At 45.3% G+C, this 16,425-nt stretch carries 14 protein-coding genes; 7 read left to right on the forward strand and 7 right to left on the reverse strand.

Features of this window, described 5'->3' with window-relative positions; all coding sequences use genetic code 11:
• Positions 1 to 94: 94 nt before the first annotated feature.
• Positions 95 to 1,471 (reverse strand): signal recognition particle protein, encoded by a 1,377-nt coding sequence (gene ffh, locus LJ740_RS03925; protein WP_229527739.1) that lies wholly within the window; start codon positions 1,469 to 1,471, stop codon positions 95 to 97.
• Between the two features lie 170 nt (positions 1,472 to 1,641).
• Here ffh and LJ740_RS03930 point away from each other — a divergent pair, with 170 nt between their 5' ends.
• Positions 1,642 to 2,442: a cytochrome C assembly family protein gene (locus tag LJ740_RS03930; RefSeq protein WP_229527740.1), complete on the forward strand. Its 801-nt coding sequence runs from the start codon at positions 1,642 to 1,644 to the stop codon at positions 2,440 to 2,442.
• Between the two features lie 88 nt (positions 2,443 to 2,530).
• Complete coding sequence (locus tag LJ740_RS03935) at positions 2,531 to 3,838, forward strand: HlyC/CorC family transporter (RefSeq protein WP_229527741.1); 1,308 nt, start codon at positions 2,531 to 2,533, stop codon at positions 3,836 to 3,838.
• A gap of 373 nt (positions 3,839 to 4,211) precedes the next feature.
• Here the strand turns inward: LJ740_RS03935 and LJ740_RS03940 are convergent, their stop codons facing one another.
• Positions 4,212 to 4,571 (reverse strand): hypothetical protein, encoded by a 360-nt coding sequence (locus tag LJ740_RS03940; RefSeq protein ID WP_229527742.1) that lies wholly within the window; start codon positions 4,569 to 4,571, stop codon positions 4,212 to 4,214.
• Between the two features lie 156 nt (positions 4,572 to 4,727).
• Here LJ740_RS03940 and LJ740_RS03945 point away from each other — a divergent pair, with 156 nt between their 5' ends.
• Both LJ740_RS03945 and LJ740_RS03950 read left to right on the forward strand, forming a co-directional pair.
• The gene (locus LJ740_RS03945; protein WP_229527743.1) at positions 4,728 to 5,150 is read left to right on the forward strand and encodes a putative toxin-antitoxin system toxin component, PIN family; all 423 of its coding nucleotides are present in this window, start codon (positions 4,728 to 4,730) and stop codon (positions 5,148 to 5,150) included.
• Between the two features lies 1 nt (position 5,151).
• Positions 5,152 to 5,373 carry a toxin-antitoxin system HicB family antitoxin gene (locus LJ740_RS03950; RefSeq protein ID WP_229527744.1) on the forward strand — a complete coding sequence of 74 codons (222 nt, stop codon included), beginning with the start codon at positions 5,152 to 5,154 and terminating at the stop codon, positions 5,371 to 5,373.
• A gap of 93 nt (positions 5,374 to 5,466) precedes the next feature.
• Here the strand turns inward: LJ740_RS03950 and LJ740_RS03955 are convergent, their stop codons facing one another.
• From LJ740_RS03955 to sixA, 3 genes are all read right to left on the reverse strand, one after another.
• Positions 5,467 to 5,838 (reverse strand): hypothetical protein, encoded by a 372-nt coding sequence (locus tag LJ740_RS03955; RefSeq protein ID WP_229527745.1) that lies wholly within the window; start codon positions 5,836 to 5,838, stop codon positions 5,467 to 5,469.
• A gap of 112 nt (positions 5,839 to 5,950) precedes the next feature.
• Positions 5,951 to 6,385 (reverse strand): hypothetical protein, encoded by a 435-nt coding sequence (locus LJ740_RS03960; RefSeq protein ID WP_229527746.1) that lies wholly within the window; start codon positions 6,383 to 6,385, stop codon positions 5,951 to 5,953.
• A gap of 758 nt (positions 6,386 to 7,143) precedes the next feature.
• The gene (sixA, locus tag LJ740_RS03965; RefSeq protein WP_229527747.1) at positions 7,144 to 7,632 is read right to left on the reverse strand and encodes a phosphohistidine phosphatase SixA; all 489 of its coding nucleotides are present in this window, start codon (positions 7,630 to 7,632) and stop codon (positions 7,144 to 7,146) included.
• 153 nt (positions 7,633 to 7,785) lie between these two features.
• Between sixA and LJ740_RS03970 the strand changes: the two genes are divergently transcribed.
• The 3 genes from LJ740_RS03970 (at position 7,786) to LJ740_RS03980 (ending at position 12,757) form a co-directional block, all read left to right on the forward strand.
• Positions 7,786 to 10,509 (forward strand): insulinase family protein, encoded by a 2,724-nt coding sequence (locus LJ740_RS03970; protein ID WP_229527748.1) that lies wholly within the window; start codon positions 7,786 to 7,788, stop codon positions 10,507 to 10,509.
• 282 nt (positions 10,510 to 10,791) lie between these two features.
• Positions 10,792 to 11,931, forward strand: a complete 1,140-nt coding sequence (locus LJ740_RS03975) for a methyl-accepting chemotaxis protein (protein ID WP_229527749.1) — start codon at positions 10,792 to 10,794, stop codon at positions 11,929 to 11,931.
• A gap of 22 nt (positions 11,932 to 11,953) precedes the next feature.
• A complete protein-coding gene (locus LJ740_RS03980) occupies positions 11,954 to 12,757 on the forward strand; it encodes a nitrate- and nitrite sensing domain-containing protein (protein WP_229527750.1) in 804 nt (267 codons plus the stop codon).
• 109 nt (positions 12,758 to 12,866) lie between these two features.
• On the opposite strand, the gene fadJ is transcribed toward LJ740_RS03980, so the two are convergent.
• Together fadJ and fadI are read right to left on the reverse strand one after the other, a co-directional pair.
• A complete protein-coding gene (fadJ, locus tag LJ740_RS03985) occupies positions 12,867 to 14,996 on the reverse strand; it encodes a fatty acid oxidation complex subunit alpha FadJ (RefSeq protein ID WP_229527751.1) in 2,130 nt (709 codons plus the stop codon).
• Between the two features lie 26 nt (positions 14,997 to 15,022).
• Complete coding sequence (gene fadI, locus LJ740_RS03990; protein ID WP_229527752.1) at positions 15,023 to 16,333, reverse strand: acetyl-CoA C-acyltransferase FadI; 1,311 nt, start codon at positions 16,331 to 16,333, stop codon at positions 15,023 to 15,025.
• Positions 16,334 to 16,425 lie beyond the last annotated feature (92 nt).

Genomic DNA, 16,425 nt, shown 5'->3' on the forward strand with positions numbered 1-16,425 from the left:
TGTTAATTCAATGTTGTAAAAGTAGCAACTCAGTGCAAATAGTAAACTTTAAACTGTAAAACTTTGTGACATCAATCCCGCAAAACCGGCTTGCTTATCTGGGTGGAAACATTCCACCCGGGCCGCCAGGTGGCATCATGCCTTGCATATTGCGCATCATTTTCTTCATGCCACCACCAGACATTTTTTTCATCATTTTTTGCATCTGGGTAAACTGTTTTAATAAACGGTTCACATCCTGAATCTGTGTACCCGAACCTGCAGCGATGCGCTTTTTGCGCGAGCCTTTGATGATATCCGGGCGCTGTCTTTCACCAGGAGTCATGGAGTTTATTATGGCTTCCATCTGAGTAAACTGTTTATCGCCAGCCTGCTCTTTGATTTTATCAGTCATGCCACCCATGCCTGGCAGTTTGTCCATCAGGGACATCATGCCCCCCATATTGCGCATTTGCTCCAGTTGCTCTTTGAAGTCCTGCAGATCAAAGCCCTTGCCTTTTTGCACCTTTTTGGCCAGTTTGGCGGCTTTGTCTTTATCGACTTTGCGCTCCACTTCTTCGATCAGTGAAAGCACATCGCCCATGCCCAGAATACGCGAAGCAACGCGCTCCGGATGGAAAGGCTCTAAGGCATCGTTTTTTTCACCGATACCCAAAAACTTGATGGGCTTGCCGGTGATCTGACGTACCGACAAGGCCGCACCGCCGCGCGCATCGCCGTCGGTTTTGGTCAGTACCACACCGGTTAATGGCAATGCTTCATCAAAGGCTTTCGCGGTATTCGCCGCATCCTGACCGGTCATGGAATCCACGACAAAAAGTGTTTCCACCGGATTGATTGCCGCATGCAAGTCTTTTATTTCCTGCATCATGTCAGCATCCACAGCTAACCGACCCGCTGTATCCACCAACACCACATCAATAAATGACTTTTTAGCATGTTCCATCGCAGCGTTGACGATGTCCCGGGGCTTTTGTTCTACAGTGGACGGAAAAAACTCAGCATTAACTTCCGCTGACAGCGTTTCGAGCTGCTTAATTGCGGCCGGACGATACACGTCAGCACTGACCGTCAGCACTTTTTTCTTTTCACGCTCAATTAAAAATTTGGCAAGTTTCGCAACGGTTGTGGTTTTACCCGCACCTTGCAAACCAGCCATCAGCACCACGGCCGGTGGTGTTGCAGCCAGATTTAATGCTTCATTCGCCTCGCCCATCACAGATTCAAGCTGTTTCTGAACAATTTTAATGAATACCTGGCCTGGATTCAGGCTTTTGCCCACTTCTTCACCCAGAGCCTGCTCTTTAACTTTTGCCACAAACTCTCTGACGACCGGTAATGCAACATCGGCTTCCAACAATGCCATGCGCACTTCGCGCATAGTGTCTTTTATGTTGTCTTCCGTCAGACGACCTTTACCGGAGATATTTTTTAATGTCTGACCAAGCCTTTCGGTCAAATTATCGAACATGCTGATGCCTTGCTTACTGGTTCACGAAAAATTTTGGCTGATTATACCTTTTGCATCACCGAATGAGTACCCGCTTGTGGGGATTTGCATTTTTAATATGAAGGATTTGCGTCAAACACTAGTGTATCTGCCTCGGGTTATTTATACTGGCGGAAGAATTTTCTCAATAAATGAATATGTTGATAATACTTAATCTCATTTGCATCTCGCTTTATATCGTTGCAGCTGTCTCTGTCGCAAGTCGATGGTTTCACAAAGATGGGCCACTCATTAAGTTATCTCTCTTAGCAACGGCTGGCGCGATTACCCTGCACCTGATCATTTTGCTCAACAGCATCTTGTCAGGAGATGGTCAGAACCTGAGTATTATCAACGTTGGCTCTATCACAGCTCTGATGATCACTGCCGTTATTTGGCTGTTGTCATTGCGCAATCAGCAAACGTTCTTATTGCCATTAGTTACCGGCTTTTCGGCAATCACAGTATTCGTGGCCAGCTTCACCCCGGGTTCTGTCATCATGCATATAGAGTTGCGCCCTTCCCTGATGGCCCATATTAGTTTTGCCTTATTGGCCTATGGCTGTTTAAGCATCGCGTTCTTATACGCGTTGCAGCTGTCCTTTATTAATCGACGTTTAAAACAAAAAAAGGCGGTTATTATTCACTCCTCCTTGCCCCCGCTGATGGAAGTAGAACAAAACCTGTTCCGCTTGCTGATGTTGGGAACCGGACTACTCACATTGTCGCTGGCCAGTGGCTTCTTCTTTCTGGAAAACATGTTTGAACAGCGCCAGGTACACAAAACAATCCTCACCACGCTCGCCTGGGTTATGTATGCCGGCATGATTGTCGCTCACAAGCGCGTTGGATTAAAAGACAACACCATTATCAGTTTGTCGGTAGTGGGAGTGATATTGCTGACATTGGCTTATTTCGGCAGCCGAATCGTAAAAGAAGTCCTGATGGGCTAATAAAATCGACAAAAAGCCAGATTAACGCTTGAAGTCAATGTTATAACCACCTAAATTTGCATCTGTCACACTACATAGGACTGACTAGTTGGACGATATATCAACCAGTACGCTACTTATTATACTAGCAGTACTCATCGTGCTATCCGCATACTTCTCCAGCTCCGAAACGGGGATGATGTCCATTAACCGGTATCGCCTGAAACACTTAAACAGTGAAGGCCACAAAGGAGCAAAACGCGTTGAACGTCTTCTGGATACACCAGACAGGCTTATCGGTCTGATCCTCATCGGCAATAATCTGGTTAACATTGGCGCCTCAACGGTGGCTGCCATTTTGTGTTTGCGCTGGTTTAGTGATTATGGTCTGGCCGTTGCGTCAGCGATAAATACCATTGGCCTGACCGTAGTATTACTGATTTTCGCAGAAGTAACCCCAAAAACTCTGGCGGCGCTTTACCCGGAGCGTATTGCGTTTCCCAGCTCGGTTATTCTGACCCCGCTACTGAAAATATTTTACCCCCTGGTGATCGCCCTTAACTACATTACCAACGGGATTTTAAAACTGTTTCGGGTAAACCCGGACGAAGTCGAAAACCATTCACTGAGCAAAGAAGAATTGCGGACCGTTGTCCATGAGTCCAGTGTCATGATCCCGAAAAAACACCAGGACATGTTGATGGGCATTTTGGATCTGGAAAAAGTCACCGCTGAAGACATTATGGTGCCCCGCAACGACATTTTTGGCATTGATATCAACAACGACTGGAAAATCATCCAAAAACAACTTACCCACGCTCAGCACACCCGGGTATTGCTGTTCAGAGACAACATAGATGATGCCGTTGGCTTTATTCATGTCAGAGACGCGCTGAGACTGCTGTCGAAAGACGAGTTTTCTAAAGCTTCACTACTCAGAGCGGTACGGGAAATTCACTTTACGCCGGAAAAAACTCCCCTGCATAACCTGCTGTATAATTTCCAGTCTGCAAAAGAGCGCATTGGCCTGGTGGTGGACGAGTACGGCGATATTCAGGGCCTGGTTACGCTGGAAGATATTCTGGAAGAAATCGTCGGAGACTTTACCACCAGCATTATTGAAGAGAAAAGCGATCGCGAAGCACGCCTGCAACAGGATGGCTCCTACCTGGTGGACGCCAGTAACAACATTCGCGATATCAACCGGGAAATGGACTGGAATTTACCCACTGACGGTCCAAAAACCCTGAACGGACTGATTCTGGAATACCTTGAAGAGATCCCACAATCCCACCTGAGTTTTCGCCTTGCCGGCTACCCCATCGAAATAGTAGATATTGAAGACAACAAAATTAAAACGATTAGGGTAATGCCCGAGTTTTACATTTCCCCGAATGAGGGTAAAAACAACGATTAGGGTTAACTGAACCCCAAAAACAATGCCTCTGGAAGCAGAAACGCATGCTGCGCACTTCCTGTTTAATTGTCATGTGATTCATCTTCAAAATCATTCAGCCATCGCTGTAACAAGTCTTTTTATCTGGCTAGTAAAAATGCTTTTTGGCATTGTTTTTATCCACCAGCAAAGCACCAGTAAAAGGCTAAACCCGTTCTCTGTTGCCCCCATTTCCCGAAGATCTAAACAAATATCCTATAGCGAGGCCAGGGCTTGGGGAAAAGGGCATTGATTGAACTTTAAAGGGGCTGTCTTTCTATTTTGATGTCCGGGATAAAAAATAAGAGGGCCCGGCGAATAAGCCTCCAGCTTTAAAATTTTTTTGTTTTATGCCTTAAACCAATGCCGAATTGAATAAAATGCCGGGGATAAAAAAGAAAATGGACAATGCTAACGAGCTGGTTAAAAATAATGCAGTTACACTAAAAGCAGCTTGAGTAACAAATACTTTTGGCTGACACCATGCACTTCTCTTTAGTGTAATCTGCAAAATGAAAAACACCTCTTTTATTCGACGGCACTTCAAATGCATCCAAGCAATTACGGGCCTCAGATACCAAACAAGGGCGGTCATAGCCAGTTCAATACCGCCCAAATCTACCAGTAACATTAACTCGGGTGTCGTTGCAGCGATAAGGAGTATGATGAAGCCTACAATTAGTTTTTGCAGGATATTTAGGTTGTTCCAATTCATCAGATTATTTCCTTGATATTTAACGCTCTAATTTAACGTCGCAAACGCAGGGGCTATCGTGGTAAAGCAAAGCCCGCGTGTTTGGGTCCCACCATTTGGTTGTTAGCTGCCATTGCCAAATTGAAAAGTGATAGCATATACGCTAGCATAATTATTATGGACAAAGTCGTTATTGACACCAGTGTACTTATTAGCGCTTTGATTGGCAAAGCTGGACCAGCACGGGAAATTGTGCGGCGTTGTCTGCAGGCCCAACTCAGGCCGCTTGTTAGCACTGCCTTATTTTTGGAATATGAGTCCGTAAGTAAAAGGCCAAATATAAAAGAGTTATGCCCTCTAACCGAGGAAGAAATTAGCGAGTTGCTCGCTGCTTTTTTTGCTGTCTGTGAGTGGGTACAAATACATTATTTGTGGCGACCTAATTTAAAAGATGAAGGCGATAATTTTCTTATTGAACTTGCAGTGGCCGGAAACTCAAAGTGCATCATAACAAATAACCTGAAAGATCTGCGAAATGCCGAGTTACAGTTTGATGGTCTGAAAGTTTATGCGCCCGAAGAATATTTAAGAGGAGTTTAATATGTCGACTATAACAGTGCGTTTACCAGACGATAAACATAATAGATTAAAGGCATTAGCGGCACATAAAAAATTGAGCCTCAACAAATTGATAGAAGAGTTATCAACTCAGGCGATAGCTGAGTTTGATACTGAAGTACGGTTCAAAGCATTGGCTGCTACCGGTGATAAAAAAAGAGGCTTGGAATTACTGAAAAAGTTGGATGAGCACTTTGGTAGCTAACGCTCGTCTCTGCGGTAGTAAAAAGTGGATACCAGATCACCTTTCCATTTTCACCCTGTAAGGAATGTGTTTAGCACTTTGTTAGGCACATTACTACCTTTGAGCTTTACATACATACTGGACTAAATCTGATTTGCTTGAACCACTTACTAAACTTGTCCATTTGGCATTACTCCACGGTCTAAGAGTTTTAGTAGGAGCATCCCTGAGTCCATCCTCACTTGTACCGCCTAGTTCAAGATATTTTAAACTTTTGCAGTCAGCATTGAGTTTCGTAAAATCTGTATATGCATTGTTTTTGCCTACCCGACTGGACAAAACATCTATCAGTCCATCATCCAGTTTCTTGTGTTCAATAATGTAGTATTTTCCGTTGTCGACGGGTTGAGGACTTCGATAAAGTTGATTTGCTAAACCTATTTGCGGGATGAGTATTAGCAGATAAATTATAAATTGCCTTTTCATTTGAATTTCCTTATTGATTAGTGCTCAACGACTAAATTAAAGGCCAAATACTTGTTGGCTATAGAACGCCTGCCAACGCGTATTTGTCCATGTTTATATGTTCTTGTTATGTTTAAAATGGCAAGCCATTGTTTATTTGAACAGAAAAATCACTACGAGTTGATGTGGTTGCGGTCACGACCCTGAAACCATGGGCTATTAACGCGACAGTATCATCTTCATCTAGCAAATTTATCCATTCAATTGTTGCGAACCCATAGTCCCAGGCACCAGGCTGAATAGAAACATATCTGCTACTTCTCGCAGATAATTGTGTATTGCTATTGGTAAAGTTTGTATAGGTTGAAGGAGATAGCTTTGCCCCATTTTTTCCATAATAAGTAATACTGACTATTACATCGTGGTCAGTAATATTAGAGAGAAATATGTAAGATGCTTTCCCACTTTGTGCTCCCCAATGCGGAACAATTGCTTTACCGCTTCCAGCAAAACTGAAGCCAGAAAATAGTATTGAACCAACTAAAATCAATTTTCCTAAAATTTTCATTGTTTTCTCCTGATAGTAAATAAAACTAAAAATAACTATTCAACATCGACCCACAGGGACGTTTTCTTCACTATAGGAGAAATACATCAAACATAAAGGATAAATTTTCAGTGAATTTTATTTAAACGTTCCGTTGCTGTTATGTTCAAAGTCCGGACGAGTCCGGCCTGTTCGCGAGATAAGAGAAAAGAGCTGAAAAACCAAAAGGTTAGCAACAGGCGTATTTGCCTGGTCAATAGCAGCGCATAGACGCACAAGCATTGACGGGCAAATACAGGGTAAAAATTAAGGTAAAAGTGTACCTGTTCGGATTGTTCTGAAAATCGGTGCTTATCAGTTTGTGTATGAGCCGGAACAGCTCAAGAGATGCTACAGAGGTAAAGAGACCAAGATTGTTTTACAACCTTAATATCCAGACCTCTGTATTAAGAAGTGCTTTGTTTCGCTTTGCGATTTTCGAGTATCTTACTTTTGACTTCTTCAACAGATTCATTCAACGCTTACAATCTGTTAATGATGCCCTGCAACTCGTCGTCGTAAGCAATATCTTTCTGCGCCAGATGGCTTTGCAACACCTTCTGTAACTGCGCAGGTAAACTATTACCTGACATTTCCTCAATCCTCCCGATCTCTTTATCGGTTGGTTGCTCTATTTTCTCCAGTTATTTTTAGTTAAAAAATAATCAGGAGCCATCAATTCTATTTGAATATACGCCAATTTCGCAATTTTACCAGCAAAGGTCAATACGCTTAGCACATCAGGGTAAATAGACTTGTTTTAATGTGGCCTTATTTTGTTCAATATCAAAATCCAGACAGGCCACTGAGGCGGTTGCAAAAATCAACGACTGCAATTTGCCACAAAACTCATCTAACAGATAGCTTACCAGCGGCATGTGGCTCACTATAATGAGTGACTCAACAGATTTCTCATGGGCCAGGGCATAAACATAGTCATGTACCTGTTCCGCCTTGCCTGAGGGAGTGATATCTGCACAGATCTCAAAATTGTCGATTTCAACAATCGACTGAACCATTTCAAAAGTCTGCTGTGCGCGTTTAAAAGGACTCACCAGCGCATACTCAATGTTATGTATGTTTTCCTTTAACCATACTCCGGTTTTTTGGCTTTCTATGAACCCCTGGGTTGTCAGGCTGCGCTGCGCATCATCGTGAAAAGTAGGTTCCGCTTCTCCGTGCCGCATCAGGAATAACTGCATAACTAAATTATTGATTTTTTTGTGCATTAATCAGCACATGATAACAAAAAAGCGCTGTAATTCTATGAATTTGTAGCTATGCTTTAGAGCATGTTTGTCTTTGTAATTATGAAACCACTGATAAACGCATACGAAAAACAATAAATTAAACTTAGTAGTTTGAACTAATGGTCCACACCTTTGATTAAAGCCCCGACAGACAATAACGAATACCAACTTCTCCATGTCCCCAATGGCATTAAAATATTGCATGTCGAAGACCCACAAACTGAATTTTGCGCATTCGCTGTCACCGTCGCTGCCGGCAACTTTTCTGATCCCCGGCATTGTCCCGGTTTAGCTCATTTGTTAGAGCATGTGTTATTTACCGGCAGCCAACACTACCCCGAAGACAATCACATTATTCAGTTTTTAGATAGTCATCAGGGAAAAATCAATGCCTGGACATCCGCTGAATCCACCACCTTTTATTTTAAAGTCCATCATAAATACTTTTCAGAAACTCTGGATATCTTTTTTGACATGTTGCAATCGCCACTGCTAAGCGAAGCCGGTATCAAAAAAGAGATCAAGGCCATTAATGCGGAATTTCACAACAAAGTGACCGAAGAACAGCGCCGTGTCATGGAAGTCCAGAAAGAAACCTGCAATCCGGCCCACCCTTTCCACCAGTTTGCTGTTGGCAATAACGAGACTTTTGCACAGTTTTCTACTCAGGAACTTCAGCAATTACTAAGAGACTACTGGCGCCAACATTTTGTGGCCTGCAACATCGCGGTTTGCGCCATTACAAACACGGCAAATAGCGCGTTAGTCCCGAAACTTGTTGAGCAGTTAAGCCGGTTTGAAAAAGGCACTCCCTGCCGTAAAAAAGACAGCGGCACACCTTTGTATTTGGCTAAGCAACTGGGCCGACACATTCAAATTAATACCGCCAGACCTCATCACAGACTGGTACTGATATTTAACCAAACCCCTGACCTGGCAGATGCCAGAAACATAGAAACTCTGGTGAGTCACCTGTTTGGCTACGAAGGTCATGGCAGTTTGCTTCGGCTGTGGAAATCCCAACAATGGGCAACACAGGTACTGGCAGGACCGGGATTAAAAGGCACTGGCTTTGCTGATTTTAACCTGTATATCGAGCTGACGGAAAAAGGTATGGAACATATCCAGGCCATTATTGCCAGTGTATTCCACTTTTGCCAAATCATAAAAAACACTGATGATATTGAACGTCATTATGCCGAGAAAAGTCGTCTCAATCGCATTGCCTTTGAACATCAAACCGGACAACACATTCTTGATTTAGTGCAGCAATTAGTAACCAATGTTCAACGCTACACAGAGCATGAAGTGTTGTGTGGCGACTACCTGTTAGGCGACCTGCACAAAGCAGAATTACAGCAATTTTTAGCCAATATAAATCCTGAGCGCATGCGGGTAATTTCGATTTCGAACCGGCACACGGCAACGCATTCCAGCAAATGGTATCAGGTTGCGTACCAGGATCGCCCCTGGCATATGGAGGCCGTGCCGCAACAGCTGGAATCGCTGTTCGACAAGGAATTAGCACTACCCGGGGTTAATCCATTTATTCCGGACATTAAACCGGTACAAAAACCACTCAATCAGTTGCCTGTAAAGACCTCTAAAGAGCAACACAACATTTGGTACGGCACTGACACCCTGGAGTCAGGATTAAAGGGAGAGTGCTTCTTTTCCTGGCGCAGCTCCCATTTAAATCCCGACATAAATAAGGTAGCACAACGTAAACTGTACGCCAGTGCGCTGGAATCCAGCCTGCACAATAGCTTTTATCAGGCACAATTGGCCGGTTTGCACTTCCATTTTTATGCCCATCAGCGCGGTATCGGGTTACACACCAGTGGCTTTGCTGATAAGCAGTTGGATTTAGTCAGACAATTGATACAGCGTATCTGCGCGGCGCCCCAACCCTGCCCTGACTTTGAGTTGCACAAACAGGACTACCTCAACAGCCTGCACAGTAGTATCCACAACAAACCCCTCAACCGGTTATTCACCGTGCTGCAGGCAATTTTTGTTAAAGCCTCATGGTTGCCAGAAGACCTGGCTAATATTGTGCAAAATCTAACGCTAAAAGACATTCAGACGAAACACACTGAGCTATTTAGTGCGTATCAACTAGAAAGTTTGTTGTACGGTTGCTGGGACGAAAGTGCGCTGTCGGGGTTTGTTGACTCACTGCAACTGCCCACCCGGATACCCGAAGAACGCACACAGGCGTCAGTTGTGATGTTGCAGGACATTGAACAACGCAGTTTTCGCTTCGCCTGCGAACATCAGGATGCCGCCATTGTTTTATACCTGCAAACCGCTGACAAGAGCCTGAAAACCAGAGCGCTTATGATGCTCTCGGAAAGTATATTGGCTGGCTTTTATTTCGACTGGATGCGCAATAAAAAACAACTGGGCTACCAGGTCGGGACAGGTTACATGCCCTTTAATGAGCAACCTGGCACAGTATTATTCATTCAGTCACCCAATGCCAGTGCCGATGAACTCTACCAGGAAACCCTTAATGCACTGAGCCAGTTTCACCAATGGCTAACAGCCATTGATGAACCACAATGGTTGAAGTACAGAAAAAATCTGGAGCGTCAGATTTCGCAAAAAACCATCAACTTCCCGCAAAAATGTCAACGGTACTGGAGTGCAATTGCCAGACCACAGGTAGACTTTCAGCATGAGCTACACCTTAACCATGAAATTGCCAGGCTCAGTCAAGCTGATGTCGTGCAGTGGTTCGGGCAGCAGTTTCTCCATAAAAACAGTCATTTTGTTCTATACAGTCCGGGTAAACAAAGCAGTGCAACCACGAGTTTTGAAAAGCCATTGCACACCATTTATCAACATAAATAGGGCCATCGGTTTCGTCGTTCGCGCCCCTCAGTGTTGACAATCACTTTGGCGCCTGATTGTGCATTTGCACCATCGCGGTGAAATAACTGGCAGGGTGCAATAGCGCTGCCTCCAACATCATTTCGTAACCCTCTGATTAATGGCAGGTATTTTCTTTTTGGCCAGCACATGACTATGGCACTCAAATTGAAGCACTCAATAGGTTTTTTCCTTCACGGTTTCTGCTGCCGGGCCACACTCAGCACCCGAAACTGACGCAACATCGAAGCAAAGGAGGTAAATGTGCTATCCAGGAAAACACCACAACTCAGCTCGACACGGAGTTACCATTACTATCCACTGCTTCTTATAGCCACTACATCGGGCATTTTATTAAGCTTTTATCTGAGTGGCGCTACTCCATTGTTAGTGACTGCACTTCTCGTCCAATCAGGATTGCTCTATCTGAGCCTAATTTCGCGTCAAAACGCATTAACTGACACACTAAACCTTATCCAGCAAAACGGAAAAACAAAGGCGCAAAGTGAATTGCGCTTTAACTCCGATCTGCAATTCAAAATCAATCTGTTGGCTACCCTTAAAACCTTTTCCAGAAAACTGGAACTGAGCAATGATTCTGTCTCTGAAATATCCCATTCCGCTGAGGAACTTACCCACAATTCAGCGCAACTGGCCACTAACATTCTGCAGCAATCACAAACCACCAGTACCCTGGCGGCCGGTATCAGCGAGATAGAATACACACTGGCTGAAGTCAGTCGTAATATTACTGATATTCAAAATAGTGTTCAGGCAACCAATGATCTCAGCCAGTCGGGCTCCGCCTCTGTCTCCGAGGTCAGAGCCCACGTTGAGCAGGTAGCCGTACTGTCCAAAGATGCGTTTGCACAGTTGCAAAAGTTAGAAGATCTCACGCTGAATGTCGCTTCCATCACGGATCTGATCAGCGAAGTATCAGATCAAACCAACTTATTGGCGCTGAACGCCGCCATTGAAGCCGCCAGAGCGGGTGAATATGGGCGCGGGTTTTCGGTGGTGGCGGATGAAGTTCGCAATCTTGCCAATAAAACCAATGATTCGGTGCGACAAATTGATGAGCATCTGGCGCAACTTAAAAAGCAGTCCAAAGTATTGACCTCGGACATGCAGGAGGTGGTACACAATATTGATAATACCGTTTCTGAGGCCGGTAATATCGAGTTGCTACTGAGTCAAATCAGTCAGCAGTCTTCTCAAATCAACAGTGATATTCAGGATATTTCAGGTGCCTCTCAGCAACAGCAGACCGCCACCTCCGAAATGTCCAAAAGTATCGAAGAACTGGCCTTAACGGCGCAGCAAAATGGCTATGCCGCTGAACAGGCGGCGCTGATTGCAAAGCATGTCTGGTCATTGAGCAACGACAAAACCATCACCCTTTAACGCTGGTGATAAGGAGCATATTATGTCCTATATTTGGATCGGCCTATTGCTAACCTCCGTGGTTTCAGGCTTGTATTGGCTACTGCGGCCAAAACCACTGACCGTTGATGTGCAACAGGCGCACCGGCTAAAAACACTGCGTCAGCTAATGTGGTTATTTCAGACTCATCGTGGCAAATCTATCGCCTGGCTGAGCGGAGACACACAGGTATTCGCTGAACTTACCGAAATTGCGCACCGCATTCAAAAGGCAATTAATGACTACAGAAGTACCGAACAGAGCAGTTCATATTGGCTGTCTACGGTAAAGCTGTGGCAACAAATTTCTGAACAATGGCGGAACAACACCGTAGAGGTAAACTTTAAGCAACACAATGCTTTGATAAGACAACTCATGTATACCATAGAGGACGAATTATCACTGGCGCTGCTCACGCAGAGAAACGAAAATTCCAATGCCGCATCTCAGTCCGGAGGAAACCTGCTATACGTGATTGAGTTTTTAGGGCAAACCCGAGCCATTGGTACCAACGTTACTTCGTCTGGTCGATGTGAAAGTATCACCAAAATTCGGCTTTGTTACTTAAGCCAAAAGCTCAGTGAATCAGTGAGCCTGTTGGAAAGACTGGACACGGGCTTTAAACATCAGGCCCGCCTTATCCCGCCGATATTGCAGTGCGTTCAGGAGCACTTATTACCGGCACAAAACCTGATGTCGACTCAGGAATGGTTTTCCCTGTGCACAGAGAGTATTGATGCGTTATATCGTTATTTCGACCAAACCATATTGAGCCATAACGGGCGAGCAACATCAGAATCAGTGTAATAGCAGTCAGTACTAATTGTGCTAACCCCATCCCTTTGTGTTTTCAATTGGATTTATAACGCAAAACGCCCCAAAAATGGGGCGTTTTTAATATAAGGGTCAGCCAGAATTAATAAAACGACTTACCTTCTTTTGCCATAGTTTTCAGGATTTCAGCAGGTGCGAATTTATCGCCAAACTGACCCTGATAATGTTCCAGGCGAGCCACTACGTGACCAATACCAAGACTGTCCATGTAACGGAACGGGCCACCCAAAAACGGCGGGAAGCCAATACCAAAGATAGTACCGATATCGCCGTCTCTGGGATTGCGTATTACCCCTTCATCCAGACACAGCGCCGCTTCGTTCAGCATCAACAATACACAACGCTCAGCAATCTGCTCGGCACTCATACGCTTAGAGATTTCGATACCTAATAAACTATACACCGAGGAATCTACTTCTCTACCGGGTTTCTTGCCACTGTAGTTGTACAAGCCCCTGCCATTTTTCTTGCCTTTGCGATCATCCGCGAGCAATTTATCAAACGCGTCAGGTGCCTTAAACCGGTCTCCGAGATCGGCCACCAGGATCGGTGAAATCTTCGCACCCACATCAATTCCTACTTCGTCCAGCAACTTCATCGGACCAACCGGAAAGCCGAACTTCACCAATGCCGAGTCGATATGTTCAATGGGCTCACCTGCCAGAAGCACGTTTGCTGCCTCATTCATATAAGGAGCCAGGATTCGGTTGACATAAAAACCGGCACCGTCTTTGACAACAATGGGTGTTTTGCCCTGTTTTTTGGCAAAATCGACCGTCGTAGAGATGGTTTCGTCTGAGGTTTTTTCATGGGCAATAACTTCAGCCAACGGCATTTTGTCTACCGGTGAGAAGTAATGCAGACCAATTACCTGCTCAGGACGTGCAGCTTTTTCAGCAATCTGACGAATTGGAATCGATGAAGTATTCGATGCAAAAATGGTGGATGCTTTGCAGTGGGTTTCCACGTCGTTCACCATTTGTTGCTTCAGGCCTACATCTTCAAATACCGCTTCTACTATGATATCGGTATCTTTAAAGCCTTCGTAATTCAGTGAGCCGGTAAGCATCGCCATTTGCTTCTGCATTTCTGACTTGCGCATAAACTTGCGCTTTACCTTTTTATTCAGCAGGTCATAGCTGTATTTCATCGCATTGGCGATGCCTTCAGCCCGCACATCTTTGATGCGCACTGGTAACCCGGCTTTGCTGGCAGTGACAAAAGCGATACCACCGCCCATCAGACCGCCACCCAATACGCCGACTTTGTCCAGTTTTGCCGGTGCAACACCGTCAACACCGGTTTCTTTTTTCATTTCAGTGGTAGCAAAAAAGATATTGCGCAACTGCTCTGATTCCGGTGTCATAACCAGCTTACCAAAAAACTTAGCTTCCAGTTCATAACCGCGTTTGGTGGCTTTACCACCGCTGGCTTCCAGAATATCCAGAATATGTTCCGGCGCCGGATAATTGCCTTTGGTTTTACTTATCGTTTGCTTACGAGCCTGTTTAAACAGAATTTGACGCCCCAGGGTAGTGCCTTCAAGGAATTTGTTGGCCCCTTTGAGTACCGGCGGCTTGCGATTCGGCTTCCCTTTCAGAGCGAATTGACGTGCCACATCCAGTAATACACTCTCTGGCACCACGTCATCCACGATACCGTATTTTTTGGCCTGTTTGGGACGCGCCGGTGCACCAGTTAGCATCATTTTCATCGCCTGCTGAATACCTATCAGTGCGGGTAAGCGTTGAGTACCGCCACTGCCAGGCAGCAAACCCAGTTGTACCTCCGGCACACCCAGCTGGGTTTTGGGGCTATCCGTACAGACCCGGTAATGGCAGGCCAATGCCAGCTCCAGACCACCACCCAGACAAGGGCCGTGAATAGCGGCTACAAACGGCACCCGAAAGTTTTCCATCCGATCAAAGACTTGCTGTCCGCCTTTTGATAAGGCTTCTGCTTCTTCTGCGGTCTTGCAGGCTGCCAGCATAGTAATATCCGCACCCGCCACAAAAGACGACTTTTTACCACTGGCCAGAACAACGCCTTTAATATCGCTGTCGCTTTCGATGTCATCCAGCATTTTGCTGATTTGATCACCAAACTCCGCTTTCAGGGTATTCATGCTTTCGCCGGGCACATCCATCGTGAGGATGGCAATACCGTCTTCAAATTTCTCTAATGTGAAGGCGCTTTGTACTTGTTCAGTCATTATTTGCTTCTCCAAATCCCGGCTAATTATTCAGTTTCTACGATCATCGCTGCGCCCAATCCGCCAGCGGCACAGGCTGTCAACAGACCAGTTCCACCGCCTCTGCGGTTAAGTTCATTCAGCATTTGCGTGATCATACGTGTACCCGTTGCAGCAAACGGGTGGCCATAGGCAATAGAGCTACCCATGACATTAAACTTGTCCATGTCAATTTCACCCGTTGCTTTGTCCCGGCCTAATTTTTCTTTGGCAAATTTATCGCTGGCAAACATTTTTACGTTAGCCAGTGTTTGTGCTGCGAACGCTTCGTGCATTTCAATCAATGTAAGATCATTGAGGGTCATACCCGCTCTGTCCAGCGCAATAGGTGTCGCATAAGACGGTCCCATCAACATGTCTTCCCAGACATCAATGGCAGAAAATGCGTAACTTTTTATATATCCCAACGGTTTATAACCCAGGGCTTTCGCTTTGCTTTCTGTCATCATCAGCACTGCAGAGGCACCATCCGTCAACGGGGTTGCATTCGCCGCAGTAACGGAGCCGTATTTTTTATCAAACACCGGACGCAGCTTTTTGTAACCTTCCAGGCTGGAATCAAAGCGAATATTATTGTCTTTTTCCAACGCGCCTTTATAAGGTTCAGCCCAGGCGGTCATCACTTCACCGTCTAACTTGCCGTCATTCCAACTGGCTGCGGCATTGCTGTGAGAGCGATGCGCCAACGCATCCTGCTCTTCACGGGATATCTGGTGAGATTTTGCCATCTGTTCCGCCGTTTGCCCCATCGACAAACCGGTTGAGTATTCAGCAACAGCCGGCGGTACCGGCATTAAATCTTTCAGGCCCAGTTTTTTGAAGATGGCCCACTTTTGCCCCAGGGTTTTTGCTTTTTGTGCATCCACCAGGGCGCGCGCTAACTTTTTAGAAACTCCAATTGGCGATACCGACGTAGAGTCCGCACCACCGGCAATGCCCACATCGACAATACCGGCCATCATGGACTCGGCAACATTGACTGTCGCCTGGAAACTGGTGGCACAGGCACGCGACACACTGTAGGCATCCGTGCTGACATTCATCCCGGTACCGAGAACGATTTCCCGGGCGATATTGGGCGCCTCAGGCATCTGGACTACCTGGCCATACACAACTTGATCAACCCATTCTGGTTTGATGTCATTGCGCACCAACATTTCATTGACAACCATTTTGCCTAAATCCAGTGCCGGAATACCGTGAAAAAACGTCGCCATTTTTGCGAAAGGGGTTCTTAAACCTGCGACGATGGCAATGCGTTCACCGTCTCTGGTGGTGACAGATTGCTGTTTGGACATGTTACACCTCTGAGTGGTCAGACCTGTTAATTTTTTGTGATTTTAACTTTTTGATTAGAAATTACAATCTAAAGTGGCAAATTCTGTAATAT

It is taken from the genome of Planctobacterium marinum (genome assembly GCF_020687805.1).
In the GTDB taxonomy this organism is placed as follows: Bacteria; Pseudomonadota; Gammaproteobacteria; order Enterobacterales; family Alteromonadaceae; genus Planctobacterium; species Planctobacterium marinum.

Coding starts and splice junctions, on each gene's coding strand:
- LJ740_RS03950 (WP_229527744.1), top strand. CDS start 5,152: ATGTCGACTATAACAGTGCGTTTACCAGACGATAAACATAATAGATTA.
- LJ740_RS03940 (WP_229527742.1), bottom strand. CDS start 4,571: ATGAATTGGAACAACCTAAATATCCTGCAAAAACTAATTGTAGGCTTC.
- LJ740_RS03960 (WP_229527746.1), bottom strand. CDS start 6,385: ATGAAAATTTTAGGAAAATTGATTTTAGTTGGTTCAATACTATTTTCT.
- LJ740_RS03945 (WP_229527743.1), top strand. CDS start 4,728: ATGGACAAAGTCGTTATTGACACCAGTGTACTTATTAGCGCTTTGATT.
- sixA (WP_229527747.1), bottom strand. CDS start 7,632: ATGCACAAAAAAATCAATAATTTAGTTATGCAGTTATTCCTGATGCGG.
- ffh (WP_229527739.1), bottom strand. CDS start 1,471: ATGTTCGATAATTTGACCGAAAGGCTTGGTCAGACATTAAAAAATATC.
- fadJ (WP_229527751.1), bottom strand. CDS start 14,996: ATGACTGAACAAGTACAAAGCGCCTTCACATTAGAGAAATTTGAAGAC.
- fadI (WP_229527752.1), bottom strand. CDS start 16,333: ATGTCCAAACAGCAATCTGTCACCACCAGAGACGGTGAACGCATTGCC.
- LJ740_RS03980 (WP_229527750.1), top strand. CDS start 11,954: ATGTCCTATATTTGGATCGGCCTATTGCTAACCTCCGTGGTTTCAGGC.
- LJ740_RS03930 (WP_229527740.1), top strand. CDS start 1,642: ATGAATATGTTGATAATACTTAATCTCATTTGCATCTCGCTTTATATC.
- LJ740_RS03955 (WP_229527745.1), bottom strand. CDS start 5,838: ATGAAAAGGCAATTTATAATTTATCTGCTAATACTCATCCCGCAAATA.